Genomic DNA, 14,444 nt, shown 5'->3' on the forward strand with positions numbered 1-14,444 from the left:
GCCCGCCGACCGCGCCCACCGCGCCGACGAACCGACCAGCCGAAGAGAGAGACGACGTGAGCCAGCTGCAGCCCCGCCCGGACCTCGGCGACCCCCGGCCCTACACCTTCCCCCGCCACCGGCGCGTCCGCGTCGGCGGCGGCGAGATCGTCGCCCTGAACGTGCCCGGCCAGAAGTACGCCTCGATCCGCCTCGTGCTGCCCAACGGCGGCGCCTACGAGTCCGCCGACCGCCGCGGCGTCACCATGCTCACCGGGGAGGCGCTGGAGGACGGCGTCCACGGCGACAACTCCCTCGCGCCCGAGCTGGAGCAGCACGGCGCGGACTGGGTCTGCTACGCCACCTGGGACAGCTTCGTGGCCGGGGTGGACGCCCCCACCACCCGCATCGGCGACGCCACCCGGCTGTTCGCCGAGGCGGTCCGCGCCCCCGCGCTGCGCGACGAGGACGTGCTGCGCCGCCGCGAACAGGTGCTGGAGGGCTTCTGGCTGGAGGCCTCCCGCCCCTCCCGCCTGGCCATGCGCGCCATCGGCGGCCAGCTGTTCAGCGGCCGCTACGCCACCCCGCTCAGCGGCGCCCCGGTCGCGCTGCAGGACGTCACCCCCGACATGGTGCGCGACTTCCACCGCTCCACGATCGCCGGGGCGGCCGGGACCCTCGTGGTCGTCGGAGACCTGGACGGCGTCGACCTGGAGGAGATGGGCCGCACCGTCTTCGGCGGCGCCGAGCCCGCGCGCCGCCCCGCCGAGCGCGCGCCCGAGCCCGCCCCGCACGACCTGCCGCGGGTGCTGCTGGTGGACCGCCCCGACTCGGTGCAGTCCGCGATCGTGCTGGCCCAGCGCGCCCCGTCCCGCCCGGCGATCGACCTGCCGCGCGCCGACGGCATGAGCGAGGTGCTGGGCGGCATGTTCACCTCCCGGCTCAACCAGGAGCTGCGCGAGCGCCTGGGCTACACCTACGGCGTGGGCAGCCGGTTCGACCTGCGCCGGGACAGCGGGGTGTTCCTCATCAGCACCCAGGTGGACACCCCCACCACCGCGCCGTCGGTCACCGCCTCCCTGGAGCAGATCCGCCGCCTGCAGGAGAGCGGCGTGACCGCCGAGGAGCTGGAGGCGGTGCGCCAGTCCAACACCGTCGGCCTGCCGGTGACCTACTCCAACGCGCGCAGCATGGCGCACGCGCTGGTCGAGATGGTCGTGCACGACCTGCCGGAGGACCACGTGGACCGGCTGCGCGCCGGGTTCGACGCGCTGACCGCCGCCGACCTGGACTCGGCCGCGCGCGAGTACCTGGACCCGGCGGCGATGGCGCTGATCGTGGTGGGCGACGCCTCCCGGCTCAAGGACCCGCTGGGCGAGGCGGGCTTCGGCGAGGTCGACGTGCGCGACCCGGAGAACCTCTGGAACTGATCCGGGGCGCGGGGGAACCGATCGGCTCCGGCGCGCATCGGAACCCTGTACGGCGGTCGCCTCGGAGGCGGCCGCCGGCTCCCGGTCCCCGCCCGCGTCCCGGAGCGGACCCGGGCGGGGGCCGAGAGCCATGTCACGGTATGCGCCCGCATGGGACGGGATCGGCCGGACATAACAGAAGTGGACCTAAGTGGCTGTGATCCCGCATCCGCCCGCTCCGAAGCGCCCATGAGCTGATATAACGAGTGATCCGAGCAGGAATCGCAGCGACCGCGACCGCACGTGCCCGCAGGAGGCCGCCATGGCCCTCGACCAGACCCGCTGAGTGACCGTGTCCTCCATCGAGAACCCAGAAGCAGAGCGGCCGGAGCGGCCGCGGGAGCCGTCGCGTTCGGGAACGCTGGAGGCGGCCCCCGAGGAGCGCGTGCTCAAGGGCCGCTACCGGCTGCACGAGGAGATCGCCCGCGGCGGGGTCGGCACGGTGTGGCGCGCCACCGACGAGGTGCTCGACCGCGAGGTCGCCGTCAAAGAGCTGCGGCTGGCCACCGACCTCACCGACGAGGAGCGCGAGTCGCTGCTGCGCCGCACCACCCGCGAGGCGCGGGTGGCGGCCCGGCTGAGCCACCCCGGCGTGGTCACCGTGCTGGACGTGGTCGACGAGGACGGGCGGCCGTGGATCGTCATGGAGCTGGTGGTGGCCTCCACCCTCAGCGAGATCGTGCGGATGGCCGGGCTGCTGCCCTACCAGCGGGTCGCCGAGATCGGGCTGCAGCTCATCGACGCCCTCAAGGCCGCCCACGACGAGGGCATCGTGCACCGCGACGTCAAGCCGGACAACGTGATGATCAGCGAGGGCGGCCGGGTCGTGCTGACCGACTTCGGGCTGGCCGCCTGGGCCGGGGAGTCGGCGCTGACCACCTCGGGGCGGATCGTCGGCTCGCCGTCCTACATCCCGCCGGAGCGGGCCAAGGCCGGGCCGGTCGGGCCCGAGTCGGACCTGTGGTCCCTGGGCGCGACGCTGTACACCGCGGTGGAGGGCCACCCGCCCTACGACCGCAAGGGCTACATCCGCATCCTCAAGGGCGTGGAGCTGGAGGAGCCGCCGGAGGCCGAGCACGCCGGTCCGCTGGCCCCGGTGCTGGCCGGGCTGCTGCGGGTGCAGCCGGCCGACCGGCTCACCGCCGAGAGCGCCACCAAGATGCTGCGCATCGCCGCCCTGGCGCCGTGGGCGCCGGAGACCAGCCCCGAGACGGCGGCCCGCACGGCCGCCCAGACCGGCGCCGAGCCGGTGGTGCCGCAGCAGGCCGAGCCGAGCGGGCCGCAGGCCGCCCCGGACGCCGAGGGGGCGGAGGCCTCCGACGCCGGAGAGGACGCCTCCGACGACCCCGACGGCGCGGCCTCGGAGTCGGCGCGCGACCACTTCCGCCAGGGCGCGCACGTGCTGCGCAGCTCGCTGCAGGAGTCGGTCTCCGAGTCGGTCTCGCACCTGCACGAGCGGCTGCAGCGGCACCGCCCCGAGGCGGTCGGGCACCTGCTCACGTCGATCCGCGAGTCCACCGACACCCTCGGGCTGACCAGCTCGGGCAAGCACCGCAGCGGCAGCCGGCTGCCGAAGGCGGCGGCGGTGGCCGCCGGGGTGCTGGCGCTGTTGGCGGTGGTCCTGTGGGCGCTGCTGTTCCGCTGACCGCGCCACTCCCGCGATGATCTCGACAGAAGTGCTGTCAGAACCGCGGTTTCGGCAGCACTTCTGTCGAGATCATCGGCGGGGTTCCGTGTCCGGAGTAGGGCCGGCGGGATTCGAACCCGCACTGTATGCGACCTAAACGCATTGCCTCCTAGCCGATTGGGCTACGGCCCCAGCGCTCGGGCGCCCCGCTCGGCCCCGGTGCCTCAGGTGGGGCGGTGGGAGGGCGGTGCGCGTCCCGGAAGCGTACGTCCGAGAATGGCAGCACCCGCCGACCCACCGCAAGTTCACCGGCATGGGGGTCCGGAGCCGGGTCTAGACGCCGAGTTCGCGCTTGACGCGGTCCACGTGGCCGGTGGCCTTCACGTTGTAGAAGGCCTTCTCCACGGTGCCGTCGGTGCCGATGACGAGGGTCGAGCGGATGACGCCCTGCACGACCCGCCCGTAGTTCTTCTTCTCGCCGAAGGCGCCGTAGGCGGTGAGCACGCCCTTGTCCGGGTCGCCGAGCAGCGGGAAGGTCAGGCCCTCCTTCTCGCGGAACCGGGCCAGCTTCTCGGGGGCGTCGGGGGAGACGCCCAGCACCGTCAGGCCCGCCGTGTCGAAGTCGCGCAGGTTGTCGCGGAAGTCGCAGGCCTCGGTGGTGCAGCCGGGGGTCATCGCGGCCGGGTAGAAGTACAGCACCACCCGCTTGCCGGTGGAGGCCAGCACCTCGCTCAGCCGCACCTCCTTGCCGTCGGCGTCGGGCAGGGTGAAGTCGGGGGCGGTGTCGCCCGGCTGCAGGCGGGTGTTCGCGTCGGTCACGGCGGTCCTCGGATCCTCTCGCTCCTGTGGGCTCCTCCCAGGGTAGAGGGGGTCACCGGGCGGGGCCGGACGGGTGCCGGGGTGCGCCCGGCGGGCCGGAATCACGTAGGATCGGGCGAATCCCGGATCGGTCCGCATCTTGTCGCGGCGCGCCGCATGCGTAGACTCGTCCGTCACACGCACCCCCCTCCGGGACCACCCAACCGTTCGGGAGCACACCGACGATGGCCGAATACACCTTGGACGACGTGCGTGAGCGCACCTGCCGCACACGGGACTCGTGGTGGACGGTGGCGTTCGTCGATCCGCTGGCGGTGCGCCTGGTGCGGGTCCTGGCCAACCGCACCCGCGTCACCCCGGACCAGCTCACCGTGGGGGCGCTGTTCCTGGGGCTGGGCGCCGCGGCGCTGTTCGCGATCGGCAGCCCGGCGCTGCTGGCCGCCGGGGCGGTGCTGTACTACCTGTGCTTCCTGCTGGACTGCACGGACGGCAAGCTGGCGCGGCTGACCGACTCCGAGACGCTGTTCGGCTCCTGGATGGACTACGCCTTCGACCGGTTCCGGGTGCTGGTGTGCGCCATCGCCCTGATGGGCGGCCAGTACGTGGCCACCGGGGAGGTGGTGTTCGTCTGGATGGCGCTGGCGGTGGTCTTCACCGACATGCTCCGCTACCTGGACACGCTGCAGGTGTACAAGATGCGGCGGGAGATGCGCTCGCGCATCGCCGGGGTGCTGGAGCGGGCCCGCGCCGAGCTGTCCATGCTCGACGACGGGGCCGACTGCGGCACCGGGCAGGGCCGGGCGCCCATGAGCGACCAGGGCGAGCAGGCGGTGCTGCGGCACGGCATCTCGGTGCTGGAGCAGCTCCTGCACACGCAGAACGAGCGGGAGTCCCGCCAGGACCGGGTCGCGGGCAAACAGCCCGACGTGCACGTGATCCGGCCGCTGCCGCCGGTGGACCTGCACCGCGAGTTCCGCTCGCGCTTCCCCTGGTACCAGCGGATCTGGGACGCTCTGAAGGCGCGCCGGGTGCGCACCCACCTGGTGAGCGGGATCGAGTTCCAGATGGCGGTGTTCGTGCTGGCCCCGCTGGCGGGGGCGGTGGTGCCCGCCGCGATCGTCGGGATCACGGCGGTCGCGGGCGTTTTGCTCCTCGCGTTCGAGATCGCCATCATCTATAAACTGTGGTTGTCCACGCGGGACTACTTCCGCGTCGTGGACGGCATCGAAGGCGCGCTCGGGTTCACGGGGACGCCCGGGGAGGGGACGTCGGCCGAGGCGGCCGCCGAGACCTCCCCGCCGGCCCCCCGGTAGCTCGGACAGGCCCTGCGGCAGCGGAAGGAAGCACGGTATGGAGGCACGCGGCCCCGCGGGGGCGCGCCGGGACCCGGCCGGTGTTCAGGCCGAGATCGAGCAGGTCCAGCGCAGGATCGCCACGACGTTGGACGAGCTCGCGGACCGGGCCAAGCCCGCCAACGTGGCGCGGCGCGGAGCCGAGCGGCTCCGCGAGGCCGGGGGGCGCCTGGCCGACGAGGCGCGGGCCGTGGTGTCCGGCGGCGCCGTGCGCCTGGACAGCAGGACCGAGGAGCCGCCCGAGGGCAGCATCCGGCTCAAGGGCGAGGACGAGGTGGTCTCCACCTACACCACGCGCGGGCAGCTCCCCCCTGAGGCGCTGATCCTCGGCGCGGGCATCGGAGCGGCGGTCGTCGTCGGCGTGGTCGCGCTGGTGCGCCGCAAGCGCCGCGGGGGCTGAGCCCTCAGCGGGTGAGGACGTACGCGAACGCGGCGGGGAGCGCTTCCCCGCCGCGTTCCGCGTCTGCGGGCCCTGTCCGGCGCCTGAGGGCCCTCAGGCGCCGGACAGGGCGGTGATTCCGGTGATCCGGCCTGACGGCCTCAGGGCCGCCGGGCCGGCCGGTCCCTGTCAGGACGCTCCGGCCGGGGCCTCCCGCATCCGGGCGGGAGAGGGCGTCAGAGGAAGGTGCGCCCCTCACCGCGGTAGGTCGGCACGCTCTCGGCCACCCGGGGGTCGGAGCCGTCCAGGCCCTCGATGAGGTGCAGTTCGTCGAAGCGCTCGCACATCTCGCCCGCCTTGGCGTGCCGCATCCACACCCGGTCGCCGACCTCCAGCCCGTCGGCGGCGGGCCCCAGAAGCGGGGTCTGCACCTCCCCGGCGCCCTCGGTGGGGCTGTAGGAGAGCCCTTCGGGCAGGTAGGGCTGGGGCAGCCGGTCCCGGTCGCCGGTGCCCGAGGCCAGGTAGCCGCCGCCCAGGGCGGTGGCCACCCCCGGGGCGGGGCGGCGCACCACCGGCAGCGCGAACAGCGCCGCCGGGCGCCGGTCCACACCGGTGTAGTGGTCGAACAGGCGCGGCTGGTAGAGCCCGGACCCGGCGGCGACCTCGGTGACGGCCTCCTCCCGGGCGGTGGTGGACAGGCTCCCGGTGCCGCCGCCGTTGACGAAGCGCACCGGCGCCACCGCGCGCACCGCTTCGGCGATCGCGGCGCGGCGGGCGGCCAGCTCGCGCCGGGACCCCGCCTGCACCCAGCGCAGGGTGCGCCCGTAGAGCGGGCGGCCGGGCGGGGCGTCGCCCACCCCGGCGATCTGCGCCTCATAGGCCATGATCCCCTCCAGGCGCAGGCCGGGGCGGCGCACGATCGCGCGGGCCAGCGCGGCCGCGTGGGCGGGGGAGCGCAGCGGGGAGCGGTGGGCGCCCACGCGCATGCGCGGGCCCAGCGGCTGCCAGCTGGTGTCGACGTCGATGCAGACCCGGATCGGACGTGCGGGGTCCGGGGCGGCCGCGGTGATCAGGTCGAGGTGGGCGGTGGAGTCCACCATCAGCGTGACGCGCTCGGCGGCGCCCGGGTCGGCGGCCAGCGCGGCGACCGCCGCGCGGTCGGCCGTGGGGTAGGCGACCAGGATGTCGTCGCTGACGGGGCCGCCGGGGCCGGTGGCCAGCCACAGGGCCTCGGGCAGGGTGAAGGCCATGATCCCGGCGAACCCGGGGAGCGCGAGGGCCTCGCGCAGGAGGGGGCGGCACCGTAGGGACTTGCTGGCCAGCCGGATCGGGGTGCCCGCGGCGCGGCGGGCGAGGTCGGCGGCGTTGGCGCGGAAGGCGTCCAGGTCGACGGCGGCGAAGGGGGGCTGGAGGCCCGCGGTCGCCGCGTCGTAGGTCTCGCGAGCGCTTCTCATGACCGGAGCATGCCACATTTCGTGAAAAAGGTTCACGTATGACCCGCGCGGGCGGTCCGCGGGGCCGCGCGGGACGGACGGTGGAGCGGCCGAATGCGGCCGGGCCCGGAACGGGCCGAGGCGATGCGGCCCCGCCGCCCACACGCCCCGGATACCCTGGATGATCGCCGCCGACCTGCGCGGATCCCCGTCCCCGATGGAGTGCGCCCGGACCATGAACGACCGTGAATTCGTGCTGACGCTGTCCTGCCCCGACGGCCGCGGCATCGTCGCCGCCGTGGCCAACCTGCTCGCCGCGCACGGGTGCACCATCACCGAGAGCCAGCAGTTCGGCGACCCCTACACCGGGCGCTTCTTCCTGCGCACCCAGTTCGAGGCCGAGGCGGGGGAGGGCTCCGCGCCGGTCGGGGAGGACCGTCTGCGCGAGGCGTTCGCCGAAATGGCCGCCGGGCTGCCCGCGCCCGCGGGCGGCGGCGACCCCACCGTGGAGTGGCGGCTGTGGAACCGCACCCGACGGCCGCGCATGCTGGTGATGGTCTCCAAGTTCGGGCACTGCCTGAACGACCTCCTCTACCGGGGGCGCAGCGGCCTGCTGGAGGCCGACATCGCCGCCGTCGTCTCCAACCACCCGGACCTGGGCTTCCTCGCCGACTCCTACGGGGTGGACTTCCACCACCTGCCGCTGTCCCCCGAGACCAAGGGCGAGCAGGAGCAACGGGTGCTGGAGCTGGTCGACGCCTACGACGTCGACCTGGTGGTGCTGGCCCGGTACATGCAGGTGCTCTCCGAGGAGCTGTGCACCAAGATGTCGGGCCGGATCATCAACATCCACCACTCGTTCCTGCCGAGCTTCAAGGGGGCGCGCCCCTACCACCAGGCGCACGCGCGCGGAGTGAAGCTGGTGGGCGCCACGGCGCACTACGTCACGGCCGACCTGGACGAGGGGCCGATCATCGAGCAGGAGGTCGCCCGGGTCGACCACACGCACAGCCCGGAGCAGCTGACGGCGCTCGGGCGGGACCTGGAGTCGGTGGCGCTGGCGCGCGCGGTGAACTGGCACGCGCAGCGGCGGGTGCTGCTCAACGGGTCGAAGACGGTGGTCTTCCGCTGACGCCGCCCCCCCCCGGGCGGCCCTGCGCGGCCCTGACGGCTCCGCGCGACCTCGACGACCGAGACCGGTGACGCCCGGTTTCGGTCGTTTGAGTTTTTATTACGTTGCGATTCTTTATTGCCACGCTGTGTGTCAGTACCGTGCCATTCGGGGTCCTCGTGGCGCGTACGGGGTCCGGCACCGGGAGGGGGCCGGGCGCGCGCCGGGGACGGAACACGAGGGGGGACCGATGGGCGCCGAGGAGAAGTGGGACGACGCGGTCGGCAAGGCCAAGGAAGGGCTCGGCAAGGTCACCGGGGACGAGGGGACCGAGGCCGAGGGCAAGGCCGACCAGGCCAAGGCCGGCTTCAAGGAGGCGGCGGAGAAGGCCGCCGACGAGGCCAAGGAGAAGGCCGGCGAGGCCGCCGACAAGATCAAGGACGTCTTCAAGCGCTGAGGGCGCCGCCGGGCTTCGGCCGGGGAGCAGGGGGGATGGCAGTGACCGAGGTGCAGAACCGCGAGAACCGCGAGGGGGCCGAGTCCAAGGTCCCGGAGGCGCGGAGCGACCAGCGCGCGGCGGACAAGGCGCGCGGGCAGGGGCGCGGCGACCTGGTGACCGGGCAGGGCCGGACCGAGATCGCCGACCACGTGGTCGCCAAGATCGCCGGGATGGCCGCGCGCGAAGTGCGCGGCGTGCATGCCATGGGCGGCGGCGCCGCACGCGCCTTCGGAGCGGTGCGCGACCGGATCGCCTCCACCGCGGGCGGCGACTCCGACGCGGGGTCGGCCTCGCGCGGGGTGTCGGTCGAGGTGGGCGAGACGCAGGCGGCCGTCGACATCGACCTGGTCGTCTCCTACGGGGTGTCCATCCCGGACCTGGCCTCGGCGGTGCGCCGCAACGTGGTCGGCGCGGTGGAGCGGATGACCGGGCTGGAGGTCACCGAGGTGAACATCAGCGTGGACGACATCCAGCTGCCCGACGACGAGCCGGACGACTCCGGCGACGACGCGCCGAGGGTGCGGTGACGGCGGAGCGGCCGCCCGGCGGCGACCCGGTCGCGACCGCGCGCCGGGTCGCCGAGCGGGCTCTGGGGGTGTCGGACGTGGTGGACCTGTCCGCCGGATCGTACGGCACGACCGCCACCCTCGGCGCGGGCGTGCGGGTCAAGGGGGTCTCCGTGCACCGGGGCGAGGTCCGGGTGGGCGTGGTGGTCCGGTACGGCCGCCCGGTTCCCGACATCGCGGCGGACGTGCGCGAGGCGGTCCGGCCGGAGGTGCCCGGGAGCGCGGTCCACGTGGAGGTGGAGGACGTCGTCGCGGGAGCGGGCTGACCCGCGGGCCCGGGGCACCGGAGGGGGCGCCCGGAGGGGCGCCGGACGGGGTGCGCAGCCGCCCCAGGAGCGGCACGAGGAGGGGATCGGGATGTGGCCGATCGTGGGACTGGCCTTCGGGACCGTGCTCGCGCTCGCCGGGGTGTTCGGCGGGGCGGGGGCGTTCCTTCTGGTCTTGGTGCTGGGGGCGCTCGGCTTCCTGGCCGGGCGGGCCTATGCGGGCGAGATCGACCTGGCCGAGCTGTTCACCCGGCGCACGTGAGCGGCACGGCGGAGGCGGCGATGACGGCCGAGACGGCGGACACGGAACCGGCGGGCGCGGGGGCGGCGACGGCCCCGGCCGTGCCGGGCCAGCGGGCGGCGGGGCGGGGGCGGCACGCGGCCGCGCCCCCCGCCGAGCTGCGGGGGAGCACGCGCATCCCCGCGTCGGTGGTGGAGAAGATCGCCGCGCGGGTGGCCCGGGAGGTGCCCCGGACGCGGTCGGCGCGTGCGCAGGCGCGGGTGCGCGGGGAGACGGCGGTGCTGAAGCTGGGCCTCGCGGTGGAGTACCCGGCGCCGTTGCGCCGTACTTGCGCGGCGGTGCGCGAGCGTGTGGCGTCCCGGGTGGCGGAGCTGACCGGGCTGACGGTGCCGCAGGTGGACATCGAGGTGACCGAGCTGCGCGGGGGCCGGGCGCGCGGCGGCTGACCGCGGTGGACCGGGTCCTCCTCGGGCGCGGGGGCACGGGTGCCCCGAGGCGGAGCGCGGGGCGCATCCGGTCGGCGGAGGGGGACTGGCGGACGGCGTCGGCCGGGACTCCAGGGCCGGACTGGAGCCGCACCGATCGCAACGGCCGCTGCCGACGCGCTGGGGTGCCGACGTGGCTGGGCGGAGGGCCCACCACTCCGGCGCACGTGACCGCCCCGCGGGTCGGGCGCAGCGGGAGGGGCGCCCCTGGGCGGACACCGCCCGATGGGCCCGCTGCGGGGGAGAGGCGCACCGCCGCGGCGGAGGCGCCCTTCAGAGGGACCGAGCGGCGCCGCGGTAGGCGCGTGAGGGCTTCGGCCCGGGCGCGCGCCCGCGATGAGCGGCCCGCCGACACAGGCGTCCGTATCCGGATGAGGAGGCGACGATGACGACCGTTGAACAGGTGGCCGGTGCGCCGGGCACGGCCGTCGTGCGCCGCGCGCGCCGGACCGCGCGCAGGGCCTTCCGGCCGAGGAGGTCGTGGCCCGCGTTCATCGCGGCGGTGCTGGTGCTTGCGGCGGCGGTGCTCGCGGGGGCCGCGGCGGCCGCCGCGATCGCGGGCGTGCCGCTGCGGGTTCCGGTGGTCGGGGACGCGCTGGAGCAGGCGGCGGGCATGCGCTGGCGGGACACGGCGGTGCTGGTCGCGGCGGGCGGTGCGGCCCTGCTCGGGCTGGTGCTGCTGGTGGCGGCGCTGCTGCCCGGGCGCGCCCGGTGGACCGCGCTGCGCACCGACGACCCGGACCTGGTGGTGGGGCTGTCGCGCCCGGCGCTGCGCCGGGCGGTGGCGGCTGCCGCGCGAGGGGTCTCCGGAGTGCGCGCGGCGCACGCGACGGTGCGGCGGCGCGCCGTGCGCGTCCGTGTCGAGACCGAGCTGCGGGAGCGGCCCGCCCTGCGCGGCGACGTGGAGGAGGCCGTCGGAGAGCGGCTGGACGAGCTGGCCCCGCTGCGCCGTCCCAAGGTGCGTGTGCGGGTGCGGGCGGCGAAGGCGTGAGGAGTGCCATGGGCTGGGTGAACGGGGCACGCCGGACGGCGCGCGGCAACCGGTGGGGGCTGGCCCTGGTGGGGCTGGTGCTGGCGGCGGCCGGGGGCGGGGCGCTGGCCGTCGGCCTGGGGGCGTTCGGCGCCGGGGCCGCGGGGACGGTCCTGGGAGCGGGTCCGGAGGCGGCGGGGCTGCCGTCGCCGGGGTGGCTGCCGTACGCGGTGGCGGCGGTGGCCGTGGTCGTGGCCCTGCTGGCGCTGCGGTGGCTGTTCGTGCAGGGGCGCGTCGAGCGGGTGCGGCGCCTGACGGTGGAGCCGGAGGAGGGCGCGGGGCGCTCGGAGCTGGTGTCCGGGGCGGCCCAGGGGGCGGTCGAGGAGGCCGTCGGCGCGGTGTCGGGGGTGCGCAGGGCACGGGCGCGCCTGCTGGGGTCGGACCGTGCGCCGAGGCTGAGGCTGGACGTGGTGGTCGACGACGACGCGGACGTGGCCGAGGTGTGGTCCGGGGTGCGCGGCGAGTCGCTGTCCGACCTGAGGGGGGCACTGGAGACGGACCGGCTGCCGACGGTGGTGCGGATCTCCATGGCGGCCCCGAAACGCAACCGCGCGCGGGTGGCTTAGGGGCCCACGCCGTCGGTGGCCGGGCGAAGGTCGGCGGCGGCGGAGGCGGTCGGCCACTGCGGCAGCGCTCTCGGGTGCGGGGCGTGCGGATGGTCGTTGTATCGGGCGGCGACGGTGGCCCCTGTCTGCCGGGCGGCGGGTTGCTCGCGGTCCGGGTGGGCGGGGCGGCTTTGCTGGTACCCCGCTGACGGGCCCCGGCCGTCAGCCGGGCCGCCGGGGTGCGGGGTGGAAGGCGGCGACGGCGTGAGCCGGGCGGTTTCCCGGGCTTGCCTGCCGTCCGGCGGGTCCCTTGCGGTGCGGGCGGGCGCCCCGGCGGGGACGTGTCCGGGGCGTGCCGGGCGCGCGCGGGGCCGGGTTCGGGCATCGAGTGTGCAGAAGAGTGCACTCTGGGCGGGTGAGAGTGGTTGATAGTGCACACTCGTGGCCCGGGGCCGCGTTGAACGCCTGATAGGACCCCCTGTGACCGGGCATTCCGGGCACATCGGATGCGGCGGGGAGGAGGACGGCGGTCCCGCGCGGCGGATTCGACACGCGATCCGCCTCAAAGCGTCGATTTCGCCACGCGGAATGGGCCCGGAGGGCCCGAGGCGCCCGGAGGGGGCACGCCGGAACCGTTTTTGGGCCCCCTGTTTCCCACGGGACTCAGATGAGGCTAGGCTTACCTTCGATCAGATCGCCCGCGGTGTCCCGGGCATCCCTGTTCCGCCGTGTTCCGGTCCTCTCCGTGGCGGTGCCGTGTCCAAGGGGGATCCATGAAGAGCTGCCACCCGCTCGCCGGGGTCGTGCGCTGGGTCAACGAGCGCACCCTCTACTTCCGCGTGCGGCTGGTCGCTCCCGGGGCCTCTGGGCCGGACGGCGAGGGGTGGATCCGCGCCGACCGGCTGCCCGAGCGGGTGCCCGACCTCATCGACCTGCTCATGCGGCGCTCCTGCGAGGGCCACCGCACCGCCGCGGCCTCCTTCCTGGCCACCGACGCCGGACGGCAGGTGCTCTGCTTCGCCTCCGCCTCCGCCTACCTCACCGGGCGCGCCCCCGAGCTCGCCGCAGAGCGGCTGTGGGTGCGGCCCGATGAGAACGGGCGCATCGTCGAGGCCGCGGTCCGGCAGGGCACCGTCGGCGTCCTGCCCGGCGACCCGATGGGGCGCCGCCCCGGCGTCGTCGAACTCCCCGGCGACCGCGCGCTGGACGAATGGGTCATGGCCGGGGCCGCCTCGGTCCTCGACCCGGTCGTGGACGCCGTCCGCGCCGCCACCCGCTTCGGCGCGCGGGCCCAGTGGGGCGTGATCGCCGACGCCCCGCACTCGGCGCTGCTCGCGGCGGCCGAGGAGGTCGGCGCCGACCAGGCCGCCGCCTGGGACCGGGCGGCGCGCATGGTGCGCCTGCTCAACCGGGACCGGGACCGGGTGGCGCCCCGGCAGCGGCCGTTCACCGTCGCCCTGGCCGGGCGCCCCGCCCACCGCCCCGAGCGGACGTTCCTGGTCAAGGGCGGCTGCTGCTTCTACTACCGGTTCGGCGACACCTACTGCGGCGGGTGCCCCCTGCGGAGCGACGAGGCCCGGGAGGACCTGCTCCGCGACCGCCACGAACCGGCCCCCGCCCAGGCCTGAGCCCTCCGGGGCACTGGGCCCAGACGGCGGCGCGTGGCCCGGATGCCCGCATGGCCCGATGAGCGATGCGCCGTCCCCGGCCGCCGAGCCGCCGTTCGACGTCGACGCCTTCCTCGCCCATCCGCTCACCGCGCGCCTGGCCACCCGGGGGCCGACGGTGCGGCCCGTCTGGTACCTGTGGGAGGACGGCGCCTTCTGGACCATCACGGGCCCCCGGGCCCGCATGCCCGGCCTGCTGCGGAAGGACCTGGCGGTCGCGCTGGTGGTGGACTCCTGCGACCTGCGGACCGGCGAGGTGCTGCAGGTGACCGCACGGGGGCGGGCCGAACTGCTCCCCTTCGACGCCGGGCGGGGCGCGCGCAGGCTCGCGCGCTGCCTCGGGCCCGACACCGAACGGTGGGACGCGCGCTTCCGCGACCACCTGCACGGCGACCCGGACGAGCTCGGGACCCTGTGGGCGCGGATCCGGCCGGACCGGTCGGCCGCCAAGGACCTCGGGTTCGAGGCGGGGGGAGCGGCACCGTCCCGGAAGGCCATGATCTCCCCAATTCCGGGTGAAGTGCCCCCGAAACGTCACCCGCCGGAGCTAGCGTCGCCCCATGAGCGAGAACAGGAAAGTCTTCATCAACCTGCCCGTCGCCGACCTCGACCGGGCCAAGACCTTCTACACCGACCTCGGCTTCTCGATCAACCCGCAGTTCAGCGATGAGAACGCGGCGTGCGTGGTGGTCAGCGACGAGATCTACGTGATGATCCTGCTTCCGGAGTTCTTCGGGCAGTTCACCGACCAGCCCGTGACCGACACGGCCACGAGCCGCGAGGTGATCGTCGCCCTGTCCGCCGACAGCTCCATGGAGGTCGACGCGCTCACCGAGCGCGCCCAGGCCGCCGGGGGCACGGTCACCCGGGAGCCCACCGCGGACGGGCCCATGTACGGCAGCGCCTTCCTCGACCCCGACGGCCACCTGTGGGAGCTGATGTACATGGACATGAGCCAGATGGGCTGACCGCCCCG

At 75.2% G+C, this 14,444-nt stretch carries 17 protein-coding genes and 1 tRNA gene; 15 read left to right on the plus strand and 3 right to left on the minus strand.

The annotated features are described in order from the left end of the window. Positions 1-56 precede the first annotated feature (56 nt). Positions 57-1,409: a M16 family metallopeptidase gene (locus O4U47_RS04280; RefSeq protein ID WP_270676201.1), complete on the plus strand. Its 1,353-nt coding sequence runs from the start codon at positions 57-59 to the stop codon at positions 1,407-1,409. A 325-nt stretch (positions 1,410-1,734) separates the two neighbouring features. Continuing rightward, a complete protein-coding gene (locus O4U47_RS04285; RefSeq protein ID WP_270676202.1) occupies positions 1,735-3,093 on the plus strand; it encodes a serine/threonine-protein kinase in 1,359 nt (452 codons plus the stop codon). 98 nt (positions 3,094-3,191) lie between these two features. On the opposite strand, the gene O4U47_RS04290 is transcribed toward O4U47_RS04285, so the two are convergent. Both O4U47_RS04290 and bcp read right to left on the minus strand, forming a co-directional pair. Further along, positions 3,192-3,267: transfer RNA gene (locus O4U47_RS04290), tRNA-Leu, on the minus strand. 141 nt (positions 3,268-3,408) lie between these two features. Further along, positions 3,409-3,894: a thioredoxin-dependent thiol peroxidase gene (gene bcp, locus O4U47_RS04295; protein WP_270676203.1), complete on the minus strand. Its 486-nt coding sequence runs from the start codon at positions 3,892-3,894 to the stop codon at positions 3,409-3,411. Positions 3,895-4,118: 224 nt separating this feature from the next. Here bcp and O4U47_RS04300 point away from each other — a divergent pair, with 224 nt between their 5' ends. Together O4U47_RS04300 and O4U47_RS04305 are read left to right on the plus strand one after the other, a co-directional pair. Beyond that, positions 4,119-5,207: a CDP-alcohol phosphatidyltransferase family protein gene (locus O4U47_RS04300; RefSeq protein ID WP_270676204.1), complete on the plus strand. Its 1,089-nt coding sequence runs from the start codon at positions 4,119-4,121 to the stop codon at positions 5,205-5,207. A gap of 37 nt (positions 5,208-5,244) precedes the next feature. Beyond that, the gene (locus O4U47_RS04305; protein WP_270676205.1) at positions 5,245-5,646 is read left to right on the plus strand and encodes a DUF3618 domain-containing protein; all 402 of its coding nucleotides are present in this window, start codon (positions 5,245-5,247) and stop codon (positions 5,644-5,646) included. A 215-nt stretch (positions 5,647-5,861) separates the two neighbouring features. Here the strand turns inward: O4U47_RS04305 and O4U47_RS04310 are convergent, their stop codons facing one another. After that, entirely contained in the window at positions 5,862-7,079 is a 1,218-nt protein-coding gene (locus O4U47_RS04310; protein ID WP_270676206.1) for an alanine racemase, read from the minus strand. Between the two features lie 214 nt (positions 7,080-7,293). On the opposite strand from O4U47_RS04310, the gene purU reads away from it, so the two are divergent. From purU to O4U47_RS04365, 11 genes are all read left to right on the plus strand, one after another. After that, positions 7,294-8,190, plus strand: coding sequence for a formyltetrahydrofolate deformylase (purU, locus tag O4U47_RS04315; protein WP_270676207.1), 897 nt, complete (start codon positions 7,294-7,296; stop codon positions 8,188-8,190). 229 nt (positions 8,191-8,419) lie between these two features. Continuing rightward, on the plus strand, positions 8,420-8,626 hold the full coding sequence (locus O4U47_RS04320) for a CsbD family protein (protein ID WP_270676208.1): 207 nt from the start codon (positions 8,420-8,422) through the stop codon (positions 8,624-8,626). A gap of 35 nt (positions 8,627-8,661) precedes the next feature. Beyond that, positions 8,662-9,195: an Asp23/Gls24 family envelope stress response protein gene (locus O4U47_RS04325; protein ID WP_408638926.1), complete on the plus strand. Its 534-nt coding sequence runs from the start codon at positions 8,662-8,664 to the stop codon at positions 9,193-9,195. Further along, positions 9,192-9,500: a hypothetical protein gene (locus tag O4U47_RS04330; RefSeq protein ID WP_270676209.1), complete on the plus strand. Its 309-nt coding sequence runs from the start codon at positions 9,192-9,194 to the stop codon at positions 9,498-9,500. The genes O4U47_RS04325 and O4U47_RS04330 overlap by 4 nt, the downstream gene beginning before the upstream one ends. A gap of 91 nt (positions 9,501-9,591) precedes the next feature. Further along, entirely contained in the window at positions 9,592-9,762 is a 171-nt protein-coding gene (locus O4U47_RS04335) for a hypothetical protein (protein WP_270676210.1), read from the plus strand. Further along, on the plus strand, positions 9,759-10,187 hold the full coding sequence (locus tag O4U47_RS04340; RefSeq protein ID WP_270676211.1) for an Asp23/Gls24 family envelope stress response protein: 429 nt from the start codon (positions 9,759-9,761) through the stop codon (positions 10,185-10,187). The genes O4U47_RS04335 and O4U47_RS04340 overlap by 4 nt, the downstream gene beginning before the upstream one ends. Positions 10,188-10,611: 424 nt before the next feature. Further along, the gene (locus tag O4U47_RS04345; protein WP_270676212.1) at positions 10,612-11,217 is read left to right on the plus strand and encodes a DUF6286 domain-containing protein; all 606 of its coding nucleotides are present in this window, start codon (positions 10,612-10,614) and stop codon (positions 11,215-11,217) included. Between the two features lie 8 nt (positions 11,218-11,225). After that, on the plus strand, positions 11,226-11,822 hold the full coding sequence (locus O4U47_RS04350) for an alkaline shock response membrane anchor protein AmaP (protein ID WP_270676213.1): 597 nt from the start codon (positions 11,226-11,228) through the stop codon (positions 11,820-11,822). A gap of 752 nt (positions 11,823-12,574) precedes the next feature. Beyond that, complete coding sequence (locus tag O4U47_RS04355) at positions 12,575-13,429, plus strand: hypothetical protein (RefSeq protein WP_270676214.1); 855 nt, start codon at positions 12,575-12,577, stop codon at positions 13,427-13,429. 58 nt (positions 13,430-13,487) lie between these two features. Next, the gene (locus O4U47_RS04360) at positions 13,488-14,138 is read left to right on the plus strand and encodes a pyridoxamine 5'-phosphate oxidase family protein (protein WP_270676215.1); all 651 of its coding nucleotides are present in this window, start codon (positions 13,488-13,490) and stop codon (positions 14,136-14,138) included. After that, complete coding sequence (locus O4U47_RS04365) at positions 14,029-14,436, plus strand: VOC family protein (RefSeq protein WP_270676216.1); 408 nt, start codon at positions 14,029-14,031, stop codon at positions 14,434-14,436. The genes O4U47_RS04360 and O4U47_RS04365 overlap by 110 nt, the downstream gene beginning before the upstream one ends. The last annotated feature ends 8 nt before the right edge of the window (positions 14,437-14,444 follow it).

The organism is Nocardiopsis suaedae, from assembly GCF_027706745.1.
Taxonomy (GTDB): domain Bacteria; phylum Actinomycetota; class Actinomycetes; order Streptosporangiales; family Streptosporangiaceae; genus Nocardiopsis_A; species Nocardiopsis_A suaedae.